13 protein-coding genes are annotated in these 15,631 nt (G+C 58.6%); 6 read left to right on the top strand and 7 right to left on the bottom strand.

Annotation, left to right across the window (positions count from 1 at the left end; translation table 11 throughout):
- The 5 genes from RWM61_RS14690 to speE all read right to left on the bottom strand — a co-directional run.
- A partial coding sequence (locus RWM61_RS14690) for a DUF1934 domain-containing protein (RefSeq protein ID WP_314002086.1) occupies positions 1 to 485 on the bottom strand: 485 nt, incomplete at its 3' end.
- A 35-nt stretch (positions 486 to 520) separates the two neighbouring features.
- Positions 521 to 2,212, bottom strand: a complete 1,692-nt coding sequence (gene argS, locus RWM61_RS14685; protein WP_314002091.1) for an arginine--tRNA ligase — start codon at positions 2,210 to 2,212, stop codon at positions 521 to 523.
- Positions 2,213 to 2,690: 478 nt separating this feature from the next.
- Positions 2,691 to 2,843 (bottom strand): hypothetical protein, encoded by a 153-nt coding sequence (locus RWM61_RS14680; RefSeq protein ID WP_314002084.1) that lies wholly within the window; start codon positions 2,841 to 2,843, stop codon positions 2,691 to 2,693.
- Positions 2,844 to 2,922: 79 nt separating this feature from the next.
- Entirely contained in the window at positions 2,923 to 3,792 is an 870-nt protein-coding gene (gene speB, locus RWM61_RS14675; RefSeq protein ID WP_314002082.1) for an agmatinase, read from the bottom strand.
- 55 nt (positions 3,793 to 3,847) lie between these two features.
- Positions 3,848 to 4,678 carry a polyamine aminopropyltransferase gene (speE, locus tag RWM61_RS14670; RefSeq protein WP_314002080.1) on the bottom strand — a complete coding sequence of 277 codons (831 nt, stop codon included), beginning with the start codon at positions 4,676 to 4,678 and terminating at the stop codon, positions 3,848 to 3,850.
- A gap of 534 nt (positions 4,679 to 5,212) precedes the next feature.
- Between speE and RWM61_RS14665 the strand changes: the two genes are divergently transcribed.
- The 3 genes from RWM61_RS14665 (at position 5,213) to RWM61_RS14660 (ending at position 8,188) form a co-directional block, all read left to right on the top strand.
- Positions 5,213 to 5,635 (top strand): AbrB/MazE/SpoVT family DNA-binding domain-containing protein, encoded by a 423-nt coding sequence (locus tag RWM61_RS14665; protein WP_314002078.1) that lies wholly within the window; start codon positions 5,213 to 5,215, stop codon positions 5,633 to 5,635.
- Positions 5,553 to 5,876, top strand: a complete 324-nt coding sequence (locus RWM61_RS20325) for a type II toxin-antitoxin system RelE/ParE family toxin (protein ID WP_399538710.1) — start codon at positions 5,553 to 5,555, stop codon at positions 5,874 to 5,876. The genes RWM61_RS14665 and RWM61_RS20325 overlap by 83 nt, the downstream gene beginning before the upstream one ends.
- A gap of 209 nt (positions 5,877 to 6,085) precedes the next feature.
- The gene (locus RWM61_RS14660) at positions 6,086 to 8,188 is read left to right on the top strand and encodes a PBP1A family penicillin-binding protein (protein ID WP_314002076.1); all 2,103 of its coding nucleotides are present in this window, start codon (positions 6,086 to 6,088) and stop codon (positions 8,186 to 8,188) included.
- Between the two features lie 47 nt (positions 8,189 to 8,235).
- On the opposite strand, the gene RWM61_RS14655 is transcribed toward RWM61_RS14660, so the two are convergent.
- Both RWM61_RS14655 and RWM61_RS14650 read right to left on the bottom strand, forming a co-directional pair.
- Positions 8,236 to 10,344 (bottom strand): methyl-accepting chemotaxis protein, encoded by a 2,109-nt coding sequence (locus RWM61_RS14655; RefSeq protein WP_314002074.1) that lies wholly within the window; start codon positions 10,342 to 10,344, stop codon positions 8,236 to 8,238.
- A gap of 241 nt (positions 10,345 to 10,585) precedes the next feature.
- Positions 10,586 to 11,107 (bottom strand): YwhD family protein, encoded by a 522-nt coding sequence (locus tag RWM61_RS14650; RefSeq protein WP_314002073.1) that lies wholly within the window; start codon positions 11,105 to 11,107, stop codon positions 10,586 to 10,588.
- A gap of 210 nt (positions 11,108 to 11,317) precedes the next feature.
- Here RWM61_RS14650 and RWM61_RS14645 point away from each other — a divergent pair, with 210 nt between their 5' ends.
- From RWM61_RS14645 to RWM61_RS14635, 3 genes are all read left to right on the top strand, one after another.
- The gene (locus RWM61_RS14645) at positions 11,318 to 13,333 is read left to right on the top strand and encodes a M1 family metallopeptidase (protein ID WP_314002071.1); all 2,016 of its coding nucleotides are present in this window, start codon (positions 11,318 to 11,320) and stop codon (positions 13,331 to 13,333) included.
- Between the two features lie 16 nt (positions 13,334 to 13,349).
- Positions 13,350 to 14,165, top strand: a complete 816-nt coding sequence (locus RWM61_RS14640; RefSeq protein WP_314002069.1) for a hypothetical protein — start codon at positions 13,350 to 13,352, stop codon at positions 14,163 to 14,165.
- A 190-nt stretch (positions 14,166 to 14,355) separates the two neighbouring features.
- On the top strand, positions 14,356 to 15,606 hold the full coding sequence (locus tag RWM61_RS14635) for a glycosyl hydrolase family 18 protein (RefSeq protein ID WP_314002067.1): 1,251 nt from the start codon (positions 14,356 to 14,358) through the stop codon (positions 15,604 to 15,606).
- Positions 15,607 to 15,631: the final 25 nt, after the last annotated feature.

Here is a 15,631-nt window from a genome sequence, read left to right as displayed (position 1 = left end):
TTTCTGGTGATATTGCTACAGCACATTTCCTTTCCCTTGGCCTCTCTTTCTGATATTTCCTCCCGTAAACTCTGATTGATCTCAAAACGGCCCGCAGGCTGTCCGTTTACTTTCAATTTATAGACCCAACGCAGCCGCAGCGGAAAAGGACCGTTCGCCCAATCCCCCGGGTCGGCCTTCACGACCGTCGTCTTCGTCTCCAGCTCCAGATCGGCGGCCCGGGAGCGATAGCGCCCCGCCGTGACGCGGCCCGCCGCGAACGACTGCTCGCCGTCCACCGCGCCGCGCCTTACGATCCGCAGCTCCCGTCCGTCCCACCGTACGGTCGTCCCGATATGCGCCTCGGCCTCCGACCGGTCCTCATAACGGACATAGACGGCATTAGGCTTGCGGTACAAGGTTCCCGCATACTCTCGGCGCTCGGACTTGCCGCCGTCCTGACGGCTTTCGAGCGTCACCAGCACGCGAACCGGATCGTCGTTCATTCGCTTTCTTCCCTTCTCCTTCCTTCCCTTACCGCCTAGATATGCCGGGGAGCCTTCACGCCGAGCAGCTCGAGGCCGTTCTTCAGGACGCCCGCGACCGCGGCCGTCAGCATCAGCCTCGCATGCGTCTCCTCCCGGTCGGTCGACAGAATGCGCTCATGCCGGTAGAACCGGTTGAACTGCCTGGCCGTGTCCAGCAAATACCGGGCCAGCACCGAAGGCTCGTTCTGCTCCGCCGCCAGGCGAATCGCTTCCGGGTAACCGGCCAGCTGCTTGAGGCATTCCCACGCCAGCCGCCCGGACAGCGCCTCCGGCGCCGGCTCGTCGAACTCTTCGGCGCCGGCCATCCCTTTCTCGAGCAGCGTCACGGCGCGCGCATAGGCATACTGCACATACGGGCCGGTGTCTCCCTCAAAGCGAAGCGTCTCCTCCAGCGAGAAATCAATTTCCAGCATCCGGCTGTTCCGCAGGTCGCCGAACACGATCGCGCCGACGCCGACCGCTTCCGCCGTTTCCCTGCGGTTCAGGAGCGTCGGATTCTTCGCCTCGATCACGGCTTCCGCCTGGCGGACCGCTTCATTGAGCACATCGTCAAGGAAAACGACCTTGCCCCTGCGGGTGGACATTTTCTTCCCGTCGAACTTCATCAGCCCGAACGCGACGTGCTCGCAGCGCGCCGACCAGCCCTCCTCGACCATATCCAGCACGGCGAACACCTGCTTGAAATGAAGCGACTGCTCGGCGCCGACGACATACAGCAGCCGATCCGCACCCATCTCCCTTGTCCGGTAGAAGGCGGTCGCCAGGTCGCGGGTCGCATAAATCGTCGTACCGTCGGACTTCATGATGATGCAGGGCGGCAGCTCCAGGTGATCGAGCCGCACCACCTTCGCGCCGTCGCTGTCTTCAAGCAGCCCCCGCTGTGCGAGCAGTTCGACGACCGGGGACATTTTATCGTTATAGAAGCTCTCGCCCAGCACATAATCGAACGACACGCCGAGCCGCGAATAGACGCAGTTGAATTCCTTCAGGCTCGCATCGACGAAAAACCCCCGCAGCGACACGGCATGCTCGTCGCCCTGTTCCAGCTTGCGGAACCACTCGCGCGCCTCGTCCTCAAGCTCAGGCTCCTCCTCGGCTTCCTCATGAAACTTCATGTACAGCCGCAGGCTTTCCCGCATCGGGTCGCGCTCGAGCGTCTTGCGGTCGCCCCAGCGCGTGAAGGCGGCGATGAGCTTGCCGAATTGGGTGCCCCAGTCGCCCAGATGGTTGACCGTCACCGCCTCGTACCCCGAAGCGCGGTAAAGGTTCGCCAGCGCATTGCCGATCATGGTGGACCTTAAATGCCCGACGCCGAACGGCTTGGCGATGTTGGGGGACGACATGTCGATGACGACCCGCTTGCCTTGTCCCGCCCCGGACGTTCCGAAGCCCGGCTCCAGCACTTTGTTCAGCAGGCGGACGGCCCACACATTCGGCGAAAAATGCAGGTTCACATAAGGCCCCGCGGCTTCCGCCCGCACCTCGCTTCCCAGATGGCGCATCTTCTCCGCCACCTCCTGCGCAACCTCGCCCGGCGGACGCCGGAGCCGCTTCGCCAGCGCGAAGCACGGAAACGCCGCGTCACCCAGCTCCGGCTTCGGCGGCCGCTCCATGGCCGGCAGAATCTCGCCGCGGCTGAGCGGCACATATGGCGCCAAGTAATCTGCAGCCCATTCCAACAACATCATGTTTTCCTCCCTGCCGATCCCCACAAAGCCGGCCTGTTCCGGTTGTTTCTCGGGGCCCGTAATTTCTAAATGAGAAAGCCCCCGTCTCAATAAAGAGACGGAGGCTGTGTCCGCGGTGCCACTCTTCTGGAACGCCCGTTCGTGCCCGCGCTCGGGCGGCGCCCTAAGGGACGGATCGTTCCGCTTAAACGTATAACGGCCGCCGCCGGGCTTCCCTACCGGTTGCTCGTTCAGGAAACCGACTCACGGGTGCGCTTCCCGGACGCCGCCGCGCCGGCTTCCACCACCCCGGCTCGCTGCTTTCGACGTTGTCGCCCTCGGTACTCTCCCGATCATCGTCATTGGTCGATTTTTTCCTATTATAGTGTGAGCCGGCGTCAAAAAGCAAGCGGCGGACGGACAAAAGGGCGCTGCCCCCGTCCGCCGCCGCCCGGATATGGCGTCGGTCGATTCCGCGATGTCTTGTCCCCCGTCGTTACTTCTCGGCGTTGCCCGCCGGCACGGGCACTCTGCCGCCCTCAAGTTCGTCCGGCCTCGGGCGGTGATGCAGGCCTCTGCCCTCGCTCTGCTCAGCCGGCATCTCCGAAACGGCCAACACGAGACAGGCCAGATAATTGCGGAGCTTCATGCCGAAAACCCTCCCATTGCGCGTAGCTTATTGATGCCAGTTATTACCCGCGCATGGAATCAGATGAAACAATCTTTATTTATTTCAAGAAGCCGAGCAGCATTTCGCGGATCACCTTCGCGGCCACGATCTGCGTCTGTTCGGTCGGGTCGTAAGCCGGCGCCACCTCCACGATGTCGCAGCCGACGACGTTCACGTTCGAACGGGCGATGGCGTGCACCGCTTCGAGCAGCTCCTTCGACAGGATGCCGCCCGCTTCCGCGGTGCCGGTGCCCGGCGCGCAGCACGGGTCGAGCACGTCGATGTCGATCGTCAAATAGACCGGACGGCCCGCCAGTGAAGGCAGCACTTTCTTCAGCGGCTCGAGCACCTCGAACGGATGAAAGTTGATGTGCTCGCGCGCATACGCCCATTCCTCGCGGGAGCCCGAGCGGATGCCGAACTGATAAATATGCTTGCCGCCCATCAGCTCGGCCGCTTTGCGCAGCGGCGTCGAATGGGACAGCGCCTCGCCTTCGTAATTTTCGCGCAGGTCGGCGTGGGCGTCGAAATGGATGATCGCCAGATCCGGATACTTCGCATACACCTCGCGGAAAATCGGCCACGAGACGAGATGCTCGCCGCCGATGCCGACCGGCATTTTGCCGTCGTCCAGCACGCCGCGCACGAATTCGCCGATGATATCCAGGCTGCGCGCTGCATTGCCGAACGGAAGCAGCAGGTCGCCCGCGTCGAAATACACGATATCCTCAAGGCTGCGGTCCAGATAAGGGCTGTATTCCTCCAGTCCGATCGACACCTCGCGCACGCGCGGCGGACCGAAGCGGGAGCCCGGGCGGAACGAAACGGTGAAGTCCATCGGCATGCCGTAAATGACCGCCTTGGACGCCTCGTAATCGTCGGAGCTCAGAATGAACACGTTGCCGGAATATTTTTGATCAAGTCGCATGAGGCGAATCCCCGCTTTCTGTTATAACGAAACGAAGCTTTCTGTTTCCGTTCCTTTATTTCACCAGGTCCTCGACGAACTTCGGCAGCACGAACGCGGCCTTATGGAGGCGCGGAGAATAGTATTTCGTATCGATTTCCGGAATCGACGCCTCGTCGACCTGAAGCGGATCGTACTTTTTACTGCCCATCGTGAACGTCCACAGGCCGCTCGGATAGGTCGGCACGTTCGCCCAGTAGTTGCGCACGATCGGGAACACTTCCTTTACGTCGCGGTTCACGTCACGGATGAGGTCGGCCTTGAACCACGGGTTGTCCGTCTGCGCCACGAACATGCCGTCTTCCTTCAAAGCATCGTAGATGCCCTGGTAGAAGCCGCGGGTGAAAAGATTGACCGCCGGCCCGACCGGCTCGGTCGAGTCGACCATGATCACGTCGTATTCGTTCTTGTGGTCATGGATATGCATGAACCCGTCGTTGACGTGCACCTCCACGCGGGGATTGTCCAACTGGCCGGCGATTTGCGGCAAATATTTCTTCGAATATTCGATCACCTTGCCGTCGATGTCGACGAGCACGGCTTTTTTCACCTTCGGGTGCTTCATGATTTCGCGGATGACGCCGCCGTCGCCGCCGCCCACCACAAGCACATGCTCCGGATTCGGGTGCGTGAACAGTGCGGGGTGCGCCACCATTTCATGGTAAACGAATTCGTCCTTGTCGGTCGTCATGACCATGCCGTCGAGCAGAAGCATCGTGCCCCACTCTTCGGTCTCCACCATCGCCAAATCCTGAAAATCCGTCTGCTCGCGCACATACGTCTCTTTCAGCTTCATCGTAATGCCGTAGCTTTCGGTCTGTTTTTCGGTAAACCAAATGTCCGTCATGGGCCGATCCCTTCTTCCTGTGCTTAGTTCACCCTGTATTATAGTGAAACGGTTTGACTAAATCAATTATGGCCAGGTATGGTTAGATCAAGGTTGTTCGCCGTTGAATAGCTTATCTATTTCCTCTTTAGCCTTCGTATTTGTCGGATCGATGTCAAGAATTTTTGAATAACAATCCTTTACTTTATCTTGCCGGCCCGTATGCTCGTATGTCTCAGCCAAAAAGAACAGGGCATCTGTATCTGTCGGTTCGATTGATAACAGTTAAGGTGGAACCACTTTACTCAGTAAGGATTGCTTTCTGTATCCGGGTCGTGATATAATTTCCTTACTAAGTAAGGAAATTTCGTAAAGTATTTAGTTAAATCTCTTCAATAGATGACTAACATACGTTGTAGAAGCCAAACATCAACATATATACGGAGAGCGCGCTTAAAAAATTAACCAACATCGAAAATGCCGAATGAGCGAAAATGTGACGATACTTATACCTAATGCGGCGATGATATCAGATTAGAAAAAGGTGAAATTATTATGATGAATAAGTTAACGGGGGTTAACGAATACCGGGATATTAAAATTACCAGCAAACGACAACTTACGATTCCTAAAAGCTATTTTGATGCCTTAAACATTGAAGACGAGGTCCACGCATATCTGTTGGAAGATGGCATATTCCTGCAACCAGTGCGACGCCAGGAATCGCTTTCTGAAAAGGACGTTCAGGCAATCGTTCATAAGGTCCTGACAGAGGGGCTTTCTGAAGAAGAACTGGCAAGGGAATTAGCACACCGTATTAATGAATACAATCATTTGCTGGCCGACCGGGTTCATGAGTTTACGGAAGATATGATGGCTGATACGGAGTCGGAGGATGAAAAAGGGGAGCCTGATTTTAATGGCCTGGACGTATTCTTCGACAAGGAAAATGGAAAAGCTGCTCAAAGGACTGAGTAAGAAAGCTCCGGCGCTCCATACTGAATTACTGGCGCGACAAGCTCTCATAGCACAAGAGCCGACTGTTGGGTATCATCTTAGCGGTGACTTACGAGATTTCATGTCATACGATTTTACGTTTAAAGGAATTGCAGTACGCATTTGCTACGTAATTCATCGAACGGACTCACACATAACGTTCGTATTCTGTGGCATCCGTGAAAACTTTTACCGTGACGTGAAAAAGTATCTATTCAGCTAAAATCCTGAAAATCCGCGAAAGCGGATTTTTTATATCTTTAACACAAACAGACTTGAACCGGTAGAACGCCATTCAAGCGCCGATTCCGCTTGTTCGTTGTCGTATTTGCGAAAATTTTCCCGCCGCAGGCGGGCGCGATGAATAGCCGCCTCTTTCGTTTTCCATACTAAGGAAAAAGAATGATTTCGCGCGAAGGAGCGGCAAAGGAAATGGCAAACCCGGGCGGACGGCAGAATGAGCAGAAAAAGAAGCTGCGGAACGAGCGGCTGCGGCGGGAAAACCGAATGGCGCTGCTGGCGCGCGCACAGCGCTGGCTGAAGCTGGCCGGCCTCGGCGCGGCGTTGTTCGTCGTGCTGCTGCTCGGCGCTCTCCTGTTTGTGCGCTCGCAGGCGCTCCCCGTAGCCGCAGTCAGCCAGACATCGCAGCTGCTGGACATTCACGGCAATGTGATCGACACATTCCATACCGGCGAGAACCGGAGCTCGGTGCCGCTGTCTGAAATTTCGCCGTATGCGGTGCAGGCCACGCTCGCCATCGAGGACAAGCGGTTTTACAAGCATTTCGGGTTCGACATGCGGGGGATGGCGAGAGCGGTGCTTGTCAATGTCGAAAGCCTGTCGAAGCGCCAGGGAGCGAGCACCTTGACGCAGCAGCTGGCGCGCAATTTGTATTTGACGCATGAGCGGACGTGGACGCGCAAGCTGAGGGAAGCGGCGTATACCGCCAAGCTGGAGATGAGCTACAGCAAGGACGAGATTCTGACGCTGTACATGAACCAGATCTACTACGGCCACGGCGCGTACGGCATCGAAGCGGCGGCGCAGCGGTATTTCGGCAAGAAAGCGGCGGAGTTGTCCCTCGCCGAAAGCGCCATGCTCGCCGGCGTGCCGAAAGGGCCGAAGTATTACTCTCCCTATTTAAATATGAAGAACGCCAAAGACCGGCAGCGCACCATTCTGAATGAAATGGCGGCGGGCGGCGTTATTACGAAGGCGGAGGCGGACGAAGCGTTCAAGGAGGTGCTGGCGTTCAAGCCGGCGAGCGGAGGCGAGACGGGCGGTTTCGCCCCTTATTTCCGCGACTATGTCCGGCAGATTGCCGTAGAACGCATCGGGATCGACGAGCAGCTGCTCAATGAGGGTGGCATCCGCATCTACACGACGCTCGATCCGGAGGCGCAGCGGGCGGCGGAAGCCGCGGTCGAAGCGGGCTTTCCGTCCGACAGCGAGCAGCAGGCGGCGCTCATCGCGATCGACCCCCGCAGCGGCTACATCAAGGCGATGGTCGGCGGCCGGGACTACAAGGCGAACCAGTACAACCGCGTCTTCGCGCAGACGCGGCAGCCGGGCTCGTCCTTCAAGCCGGTCGTCTATCTGACCGCTCTGGAGAGCGGCGGCATGACGCCGCTCACGAAGTTCAAGAGCGAGCCGACGGTGTTTACGTACGACGAAGGCCGGAAAACGTATGAGCCGCGGAATTACAACGATAAGTATGCCAATAAGGAAATCGACATGCGGCAGGCGATCGCAAGCTCGGACAACATCTATGCCGTCAATACCGTCATGGCGGCCGGACCCGACAAGGTCATCGAGATGGCAAGGCGGCTGGGCATCGAAAGCCCGATGAAGCCCGTGCCGTCGCTGGCGCTCGGGACATTCCCGGTCAGCCCGTTCGAAATGGCGTCGGCTTTCGGCGCGATCGCCAACGGGGGGGTGCGGGCGGAGCCGGTGGCCATCGTGCGCATCGAGGACCGCAACGGCCGCGTGCTTTATGAAGCGGAGCCTGAGGAAAAGCGGGCAGTCGACGCGGCGCACGCCTATGTCTTGACCCGTCTGATGCAGAGCGTGTTCGAGCCGGGCGGCACGGCGAGCCGGGTGGCGGCGATGATCAAACGTCCGGTAGCCGGCAAAACCGGCACCACCGCGAACGACGCCTGGCTTGTCGGCTATACGCCCGAGCTGGCGACCGCGGTATGGGTCGGCTACGACAAGAACCGGAGCATAACGCCGGTGGAAGCCCACCGGGCGGCGCCGATTTTCGCCGGCTTTATGGAGAAAGCGCTGGCGTCGGTGCCGCCGAAGCTGTTCCCGATGCCGGAGGGCGTCATCACGCTGTTCGTCGACCCGGACAGCGGCAAGGTTGCCGCTGCCTCCTGCCCGAACCGCCGGCTGGAAACGTTCGTCGCCGGCACGGAGCCGGCGGAGGTTTGCGGCGAGCACGACGATGCCGCGGGCGACAAGGCGGCTTCCGGGGCGGCGGCCAAAGAGCGCGAGTCGTGGTGGTCCGATCTGAAACGGTGGTGGAACGGGTAAAAAATCCCGCACCGGCGCTATTCAACCGTCGCGGGATTCCGTTATGTCTAGACCTTGAACTTGCCGAGCGCCTCGTTCAACTCCCGAACCATGCCGGCAAGCGCGTCGGAGAGGCTTCGCACATCCGCCATGGAGGCAAGCTGCCCGGCGGTCTCATCGGATACTTCACGCGTTTTGCCGGAGGCGTCCTTAAGCTGCCCGTCCGCCTCTTGTATGGACGCCGTTACTTCCTCCGTGCCTGCCGACAGCTGCTGCGTCGCGGCGGACACCTCTTCGATCTGCGCCGCCACCTGATCCACCGCCGACAAAATACGTTCAAACGCGCGGCTCACATCGTTCATCACCGCGATGCCCTTGTCGGTTTCTTCCCTGCCGTGGCCGATCGCCTCGTCCACTTCGGCTACCTTCTCGCGGATGCCTTGCAAAAGCGACGCAATGCCCTCCGCCGACGCCCGGGACGCGGCGGCGAGCTTCATCACTTCATGCGCGACGACGGCAAAACCTTTGCCGTGCTCGCCCGCCCGCGCCGCTTCAATGTTGGCGTTGAGGGCAAGCAGGTTCGTCTGCTTCGCGATTTCACGGATCTGCTCATTGAAGCTGCCGATTTGCCCGGCCCAGGAAACCAGCTCCGATACCGCCTCAGCCGTAGTGTCCGCATGGCTGCGGATGCGGTCCATCTGCTTGACCGCCTCCGACACGGAAACGCCGCCGCTCTTCGCTTCCCCTGCCGCCGCGCCCGCAGCTTCCGTTACGACCGAAGCGGTCTCGGCGATCCGCACAATTCCGACCGCCATTTCATTCATTGCGAAGGCGTTGCGTTCGGATACCGCCGCCATCAATCCCGTCGAATCTCCCATATGGATCATGGCGCGCGCAATTCGTTCCGATGCCGCCATCGAAGCGGAAGCTGCCGATTCCAGGTCGGTTGACGATGCGCCAAGCCGCTCAGCCATCGCTCGGTTGGCCCGCAGCAGCCGTGCGAATGCATCGGCTGCATGGTTAAAAGCTTCGCTCACGGTACCGAGCTCGTCCTTCGATTGCCTTGCCGCGCGGAAGGTCAGATCACCGCCTGCCATCCGCTCGGATTGGCCGACCAGCGACCGGACGGCGCGCCTGACACTCATGTAGAAGCCTGCGAAGAAAGCTGCGATGATGAGCAATACGGCAACCGTCAACAACGTCAGCAGGTTGCGTTCCCGCTCGACTTTCGCGATTCGCCGCTCCAGCAAGCCGTCGAGCAGCGAAGCGGCCGCCTGATAGAATGCCGCGTTCGATTTCAAGGCTGCCGAGCTTTGTTCATAGAAGCTGTTCGGATCGGTTTTAAAAGGATTGGCCAGCAAAATTTCGCTTCTTACCAGCGGACCGAACATTTTGGTGGCACCCATGTTGTCCTGATAGGCTTTCTGGATGGAAGCAACCGCCGGATCCGCGCCGATCGCTTTCACCCAGCTTTTCTCCAGTTCTTTGACTGCCGTATCGACCCTCTCCAAATCGACCGCGTAGGTTTGCCGCTCGGATGCCGCCATCGTGTTCCGCGACAGCGTCCCATAGCCCAAGGTGCGCAGCCGATCCATCATTTCCGTCAAGGTGGGAATCTGCACGACCACCATATCCATGATGTAGTAAGTGGCCAGCTCCGGATCCAGCGTCAGATTGGAGCTGTCCGACACACGCGTCATCAAAGCCTGCACGTCCTCAATCAGCTTTGCATGCTTGGCAAGATTATCCTCGATTTTGTAGGTGCCGTATTGGAACTGCTCGGCGAGCATTTCCCACTGCGTCCGCAAGCCGCTCCAGACGGAAGCGACGCCGAACTGCTTGGCATATTTCTTGTCCATCTCATCCAGCGTATTCAGGACAGGGACTATATCGCCCTGCAGCTGCCTGATTGCCTGCTCGGCCGATTTGTTGCCGTTCAGGAAGCCGTTGGTCATGCCGCGGTGCTGCTGCACTTTCAGCATGAATTGATGCAGCGGAAGCAGAAACTCGATTCCTTGGCGCTCTTGGGAGGCGAATGTTACGGTGGCTTTGTACTGATTAAACAAAGAAGCGGATAAGGCCGAAAGCGGAATCAGGAACAGAACGGCAATCAATAGAAATTTAAGTCCGTACGACAACCGGCTCATGGCCCAACTGAAGGGCAAGAGGAATATCATGGCGGAACTCCCCTAATGTGTTAGTTTATATTACATATAAATCTATTATAATCACTTATCGCAAATAATCAACATAAAATCGACAGAATATTCTTTTATACGACATTTTTATGTTACTATAATTAACATAAATTTATCATGCATGGCCGCACACCCAAAACAAAAAAGCTGTCCCCGGTCGCCATGACCGAGAGGACAGCTTTTGTTCATTATACCCGCCTGGTGCTTACCCGCCTTATGCCTAACCGCCCAGTTCCTTCTTCAGCGTCTCGGGCGAACGCTCCCACCATTCGGCGTTATGCTCCATGAGCAGCTTGCGCAGCGCCGCCTTCTCCCGCTCGTCAAGGCCCTCCAGAACGAAACGCCGCTTCAACGCATAATCCAGCTTGTTGACGTGATCCGCGAGTATTTTCCACCCGCGCCGCGCTTCCGGATCGACGAGCATCTCGCAGGCGGTCGCGCCCGCGTAATACTGGCCTTCCTCGCCGCGGTCCACCGCCACCCACACGATCCAGCACTTGCGCCCGTTCGGAACGTCCTCCTTGTTCGGGCTGAACTTGATGCCGCGCTCCACCTTGCTCTTCGCATGCATCGCTCCGATATCGATATACGCCTCGTCCCCGTCGATGATGACGGACGACACGTTGTTCAGGTCGATCGAGCCCGCGCCGAAGCCTTTGTGCTCCTTGTTGCTGACGACGTTGAACGCGAGGCTGCGTTTCTCCTTCTTCTCCGGGGTGCCCCCCTGTCCCTGCTGCTCCACCCGTTTCACACCTTCCCTATCGTTTCGCCGCCCGTGCGAATCGCCCTTCCAAACGAAGGCGACCGACCCGCCGAAGGCGGAAAATGTCCGTGAAACCGCGCCGCGGCAACGCTTTTCCGCCTGACGCAGATTAATTCCATTTTAGCTAATAATCCGTGAAAAGCAAACATATACATGCTCTAGAAGCTTGTCAACGGGAGGAATCGGTCCATGAATCCACGCGCTTTCCTACGCATGGCGCTGCTGCTCGCGGCCGCCGCGCTGCTTATTGCGACGCTCCGGCAAGGGTTCGGCAGCGATGCCTGGCTGTCCAAGTATACATTCGCCCCCATGCCGAGCACCCCATCGAAGCCCGGAGCCCAGCCTTCCCAGACACCGGCCCAGCCGCCGAAGCAAGAGACCGAAACGGTTCAGAAGCCCCAGCCGGTCGCGCTCAGCAAGCGGGTGACGGAATACCACATCGGGGTGCGGCTGCTCGAAGAGGAGAAAAAGCTCGCCGGCGAGCAGACCGTCACCTGGCGAAACCCGGGCAAACAGCCGGTTTCGGAGCTTTATTTCAACCTCTATCCGAACGCTTTCGAGAGCAAAAAGACCACCTTCATGCGCGAGTCGGGCGGCAAGCTTCGCGAGGATCGGGCGACGGAGGCGAGCGTCGGTTCCATGCGGATTCTGTCCCTCGCGACGGAGCAAGGCGGCAGCCTTCTTCCCCGCCTTCAATATGTCAGCCCTGACGACGGCAATTCGGACGACCGCACGCTGGCGAAGCTGCGCCTCCCCGACGCCGTTCCGCCGGGCGGCAGCGTCACGCTGCGCATGACGTTCGAGGTTGCGCTGCCTGCCGTGTTCGCGCGGATGGGCTACGCCGGCGATTTCGTCATGGCAGGGCAGTGGTTTCCGAAGCTCGCCGTTTATGAACCCTCCGGCACCCGGGGGCGCACGACGGAGGGCTGGAACGCCCACCAGTATCACGGCAACTCCGAATTTTACAGCGACTTCGGCATTTACAATGTGCGTATCGACGTGCCCGAAAGTTACAAGGTAGCGGCTACCGGTTTCCCGGCCAAACCGTCCTCCACCGCTAACGGCCGCAGAATCTACCAATACTACGCCGATGATGTGCACGATTTCGCATGGACCGCCTCTCCGGATTTCGTGGTGTATGAGGAGCCTTTCTCCGCACCCGGGGTGCCGGGCGTCCGCATCAAGCTGTATCTCGATCCGCTTCATGCCGAGCTGAAGGAGCGATACATGCATGCCGCGAAGTCGGCGCTCGCCAAATATGCCCAATGGTACGGCGAGTACCCATACTCCACGCTTTCGATCGTCGTTCCGCCGAAGGGCGGCAACGGTGCCGGCGGCATGGAATATCCAACGCTCGTGACCGCGTTCGCGGCCGAGGACGACACCCCCGGCTTCAGTCTGGAACGGACGGTCGTGCACGAGATCGGCCACCAATATTGGTACGGCATGGTCGCCTCGAATGAGTTCGAGGAAGCCTGGCTGGATGAAGGGTTTACCTCGTACGCGGAGGATAAAATCATGGATACCGTTTACGGGCTTGAACCTAACCTGCCGGTCGAATCAAGCTACATGACCGATCCCGCCCCGCTGAAGCAGCAATCATGGTCTTATCAAAGCAGCGACCAATACGCGGAGAACGTCTACATGCGCGCCAAGCTGGTCTTGCTCGGCATCGAACGGCAGGTCGGCGAGAAAACGATGCGGAAAATTTTGCGCGCGTATTTCCAGAAGTACAAATTCAAGCACCCCTCCACCGCCGACTTCCAGCAAGTCGTCGAGCAGGTGACGCAAAAAAATTGGGACGATTATTTCCGGGCATTCGTCTACGGCAAGGAAATGTCCGATATCGCGGTCGAGTCGATCCGGGTTACCCCGCTTCGCAAGGACGGCGCGCAAATGTACGAGTCCGTTGTCGAAATCAAGCGGAACGGCGGGAGTCTTGGCTCAGTGGCGGTTGTGCTGCAGTTCGCGGACGGCACGACGATGCCGCGGATTTGGGACGGCAAAGGGACGAAAATCCAGTTCAAGACGACGCATACCTCTCCGCTCGTCTGGGCCGTCGTCGATCCGAACCGGACCAATGTGCTCGACAACAAAGGGATCAACAATTTCATGCGGGCGGAGCTGCCGCCTGCGGAACGAAATCGTTGGAGCATGGGCGTCGTGAAGGCGATAGAACTGCTGCTCGGCCGGCTCGGCTGGTAAAGGAGGCGAATGCGTAATGAAAACCTATATGAAGAACGGCTGGCGGCTGACGGCTAAACATTTTCCGGTGATCACGATTCTGTTTCTCTATCAGCTGCTGTGGGGGTTCTTTCTGTACCGGACCGTCGAATCGATCGTGGTGCCGCTCCTGAAGCGCTACCCCGGCGCGCTGTCGTCCGAAGGCGCGGTGCAGCTGTTCCTGGTGGAGGCGCAATTTCGGCTGGCCAAAACCGATCTCATCGTCCCTTATTTATGGATGCTCGCCGGACTGCTGGCCGCGCGGACGGCCTTCACCCCGCTGATCAACGCCGGATTGCTTTATTCGCTGCGGCATGCGGCCGAAGGAAGCGGTACGCCATTTTGGGCCGGCATCCGCGCCGCCTGGCGTCCCGTGGCGCTGCTGTACGCCATAGAGCTGGCGCTGACTTGGGCTCCGCTGCTCTACCTGGTCCCGTTGGCACGCCGAACGCTGGCCGCAAGCGGCAGCTGGCAGGAGGTTGCCGCGTCGCTCGTCCCGTATTTTGCCGCCTGGCTGCTGTTGTGCGCGGCGGTGCGCATTCTGTCCCTCGGCATGCAGTTCGGAGTCGTGGCAGGCCGGGGAACGCTCGGCTCGATGACGGAGGCCATCCGCTGTTTTCTGCCGGTTGCCGGGGTGACGGCCGCTATGTGGGGCCTCGCCGCGGCTGTCGGACTTGCCTCTTCGGCGGCGTCGCTATTATGGGCGGGGCTGTTCGCGCTCATTCTGCATCAGGGACATTACTTCGTGCGAACCTGGTTCAAGGTATGGACCTGCGCCGTTCAATTCGAAGCCTGGCGCGCCAAGCGCGTGTGAGGCCGATTTTATCATCCATGGGATTACGACAAGCCGTTAAGTACGTGCCTGCCGGCCGGTCTTGACGGTTTTTTTGTGTTCCGGCAGGATGAGATTGGACGAGTTTCCATTGAAAAAGACTATTCCAGGGGGCTGTTTCTCTGTAAAATCTACTTCTGTGCTTCTATGAAATTTACAGGAGGAAGATTTCTTGAAATTAGTCCCTGCGTATTTATTCACAATAGCGTTTTTAGTCGTTTTTGCCATGCAAGTTCCCGCGCACACGGTGTACGCCGACGGATCCTCGACACTTAACGGGAAGCCGCTGCAAACCGCCGAGTACGTTACGGTGGCGAAGGTTGCCGGTTCATCCGCTTCCGCGCATATAAAACCCGATTCCAGTTCCGCGAAAGTGGCCACGGTGAAAGGCGGAGATGAATATCCGGTGCTCGCGACGGCAAAATATTATTACCAGATCCAGCTGCTCGCGGGCCAGAAGGGCTGGGTTCACCGATCGAGCGTGTCGGTGCGCAAGGCCCCGAGGTATGTTGCCGGCTGGAACTATCTTGGAGGAACGGACAAATTTATAGAGGCAAGCGGCGCGGCGGCGCTCGATGTCGTCATGCCCCGCTGGTACGGACTTAACCCGAACAGCCTTGTATCGGCGGCGCCCGACAAACGCTATGTGGATTGGGCTCATGCCCGCGGCAAGAAGGTATGGGCGATGCTCGGCAACGGCTTCGACATCGAGCTGACGGACCGGATTCTGTCTTCCCCCGCCAATCGCGCGGAAGTGATCCGCAAACTGGCGGAATCTCTGAAGGCGAACGGGATTGACGGCCTGAACGTCGACTTTGAAAATATGAAAATGGACAATCGCGACGAATTCGTCCTCTTTATTCGTGATTTGAAAAAATCGCTCGCCGGAACCGGCAAAACGGTGTCCGTCGACGTGACGCGCGAAAACCCCGATCCGAACTGGTCGGGCAGCTATGACCGCGCGGGTCTGGGAAAAGCGGCCGATTATGTCATGATGATGGGGTACGACGAATATTATGAAGGACGCGGCGAAGCCGGTTCCGTCTCCTCCCTGCCATGGGCCGAGGAAGGGCTGCGTCTGCTGCTTCGCGATGTTCCTGCCCATAAGGTCATCCTGGGCGTCCCGTTTTATACAAGAGAATGGACGGTTCCCGCTTCCGGCGGAAAAGCGACGGCGAAGAATGTGCCGATGAAACAGATTGACGGCTGGCTTTCCTCGCGCGGGCTGACCAAGAAATGGGACGCCGCGGCCAAACAGAATTATGCCGAATTCACGGATGCCGCCGGCCGCCACCGGTTGTGGGTGGAGGATTGGGCCTCAATGGCCGCACGCTGGCAGCTGGTCAAAAAATATTCCCTCGCCGGCGTTTCCGCCTGGTCGATCGGGCAAGAGCCGCCGGATATTTGGTATGTGTTTAAATGAAATCGCATTGCGTTATTTGAAGGGC

This window comes from uncultured Paenibacillus sp., assembly GCF_963515335.1.
Lineage (GTDB): Bacteria > Bacillota > Bacilli > Paenibacillales > Paenibacillaceae > Paenibacillus_I.
Note: the sequence above shows the minus strand (reverse complement) of the source record. Positions and strands in the feature narration are given on the sequence as shown.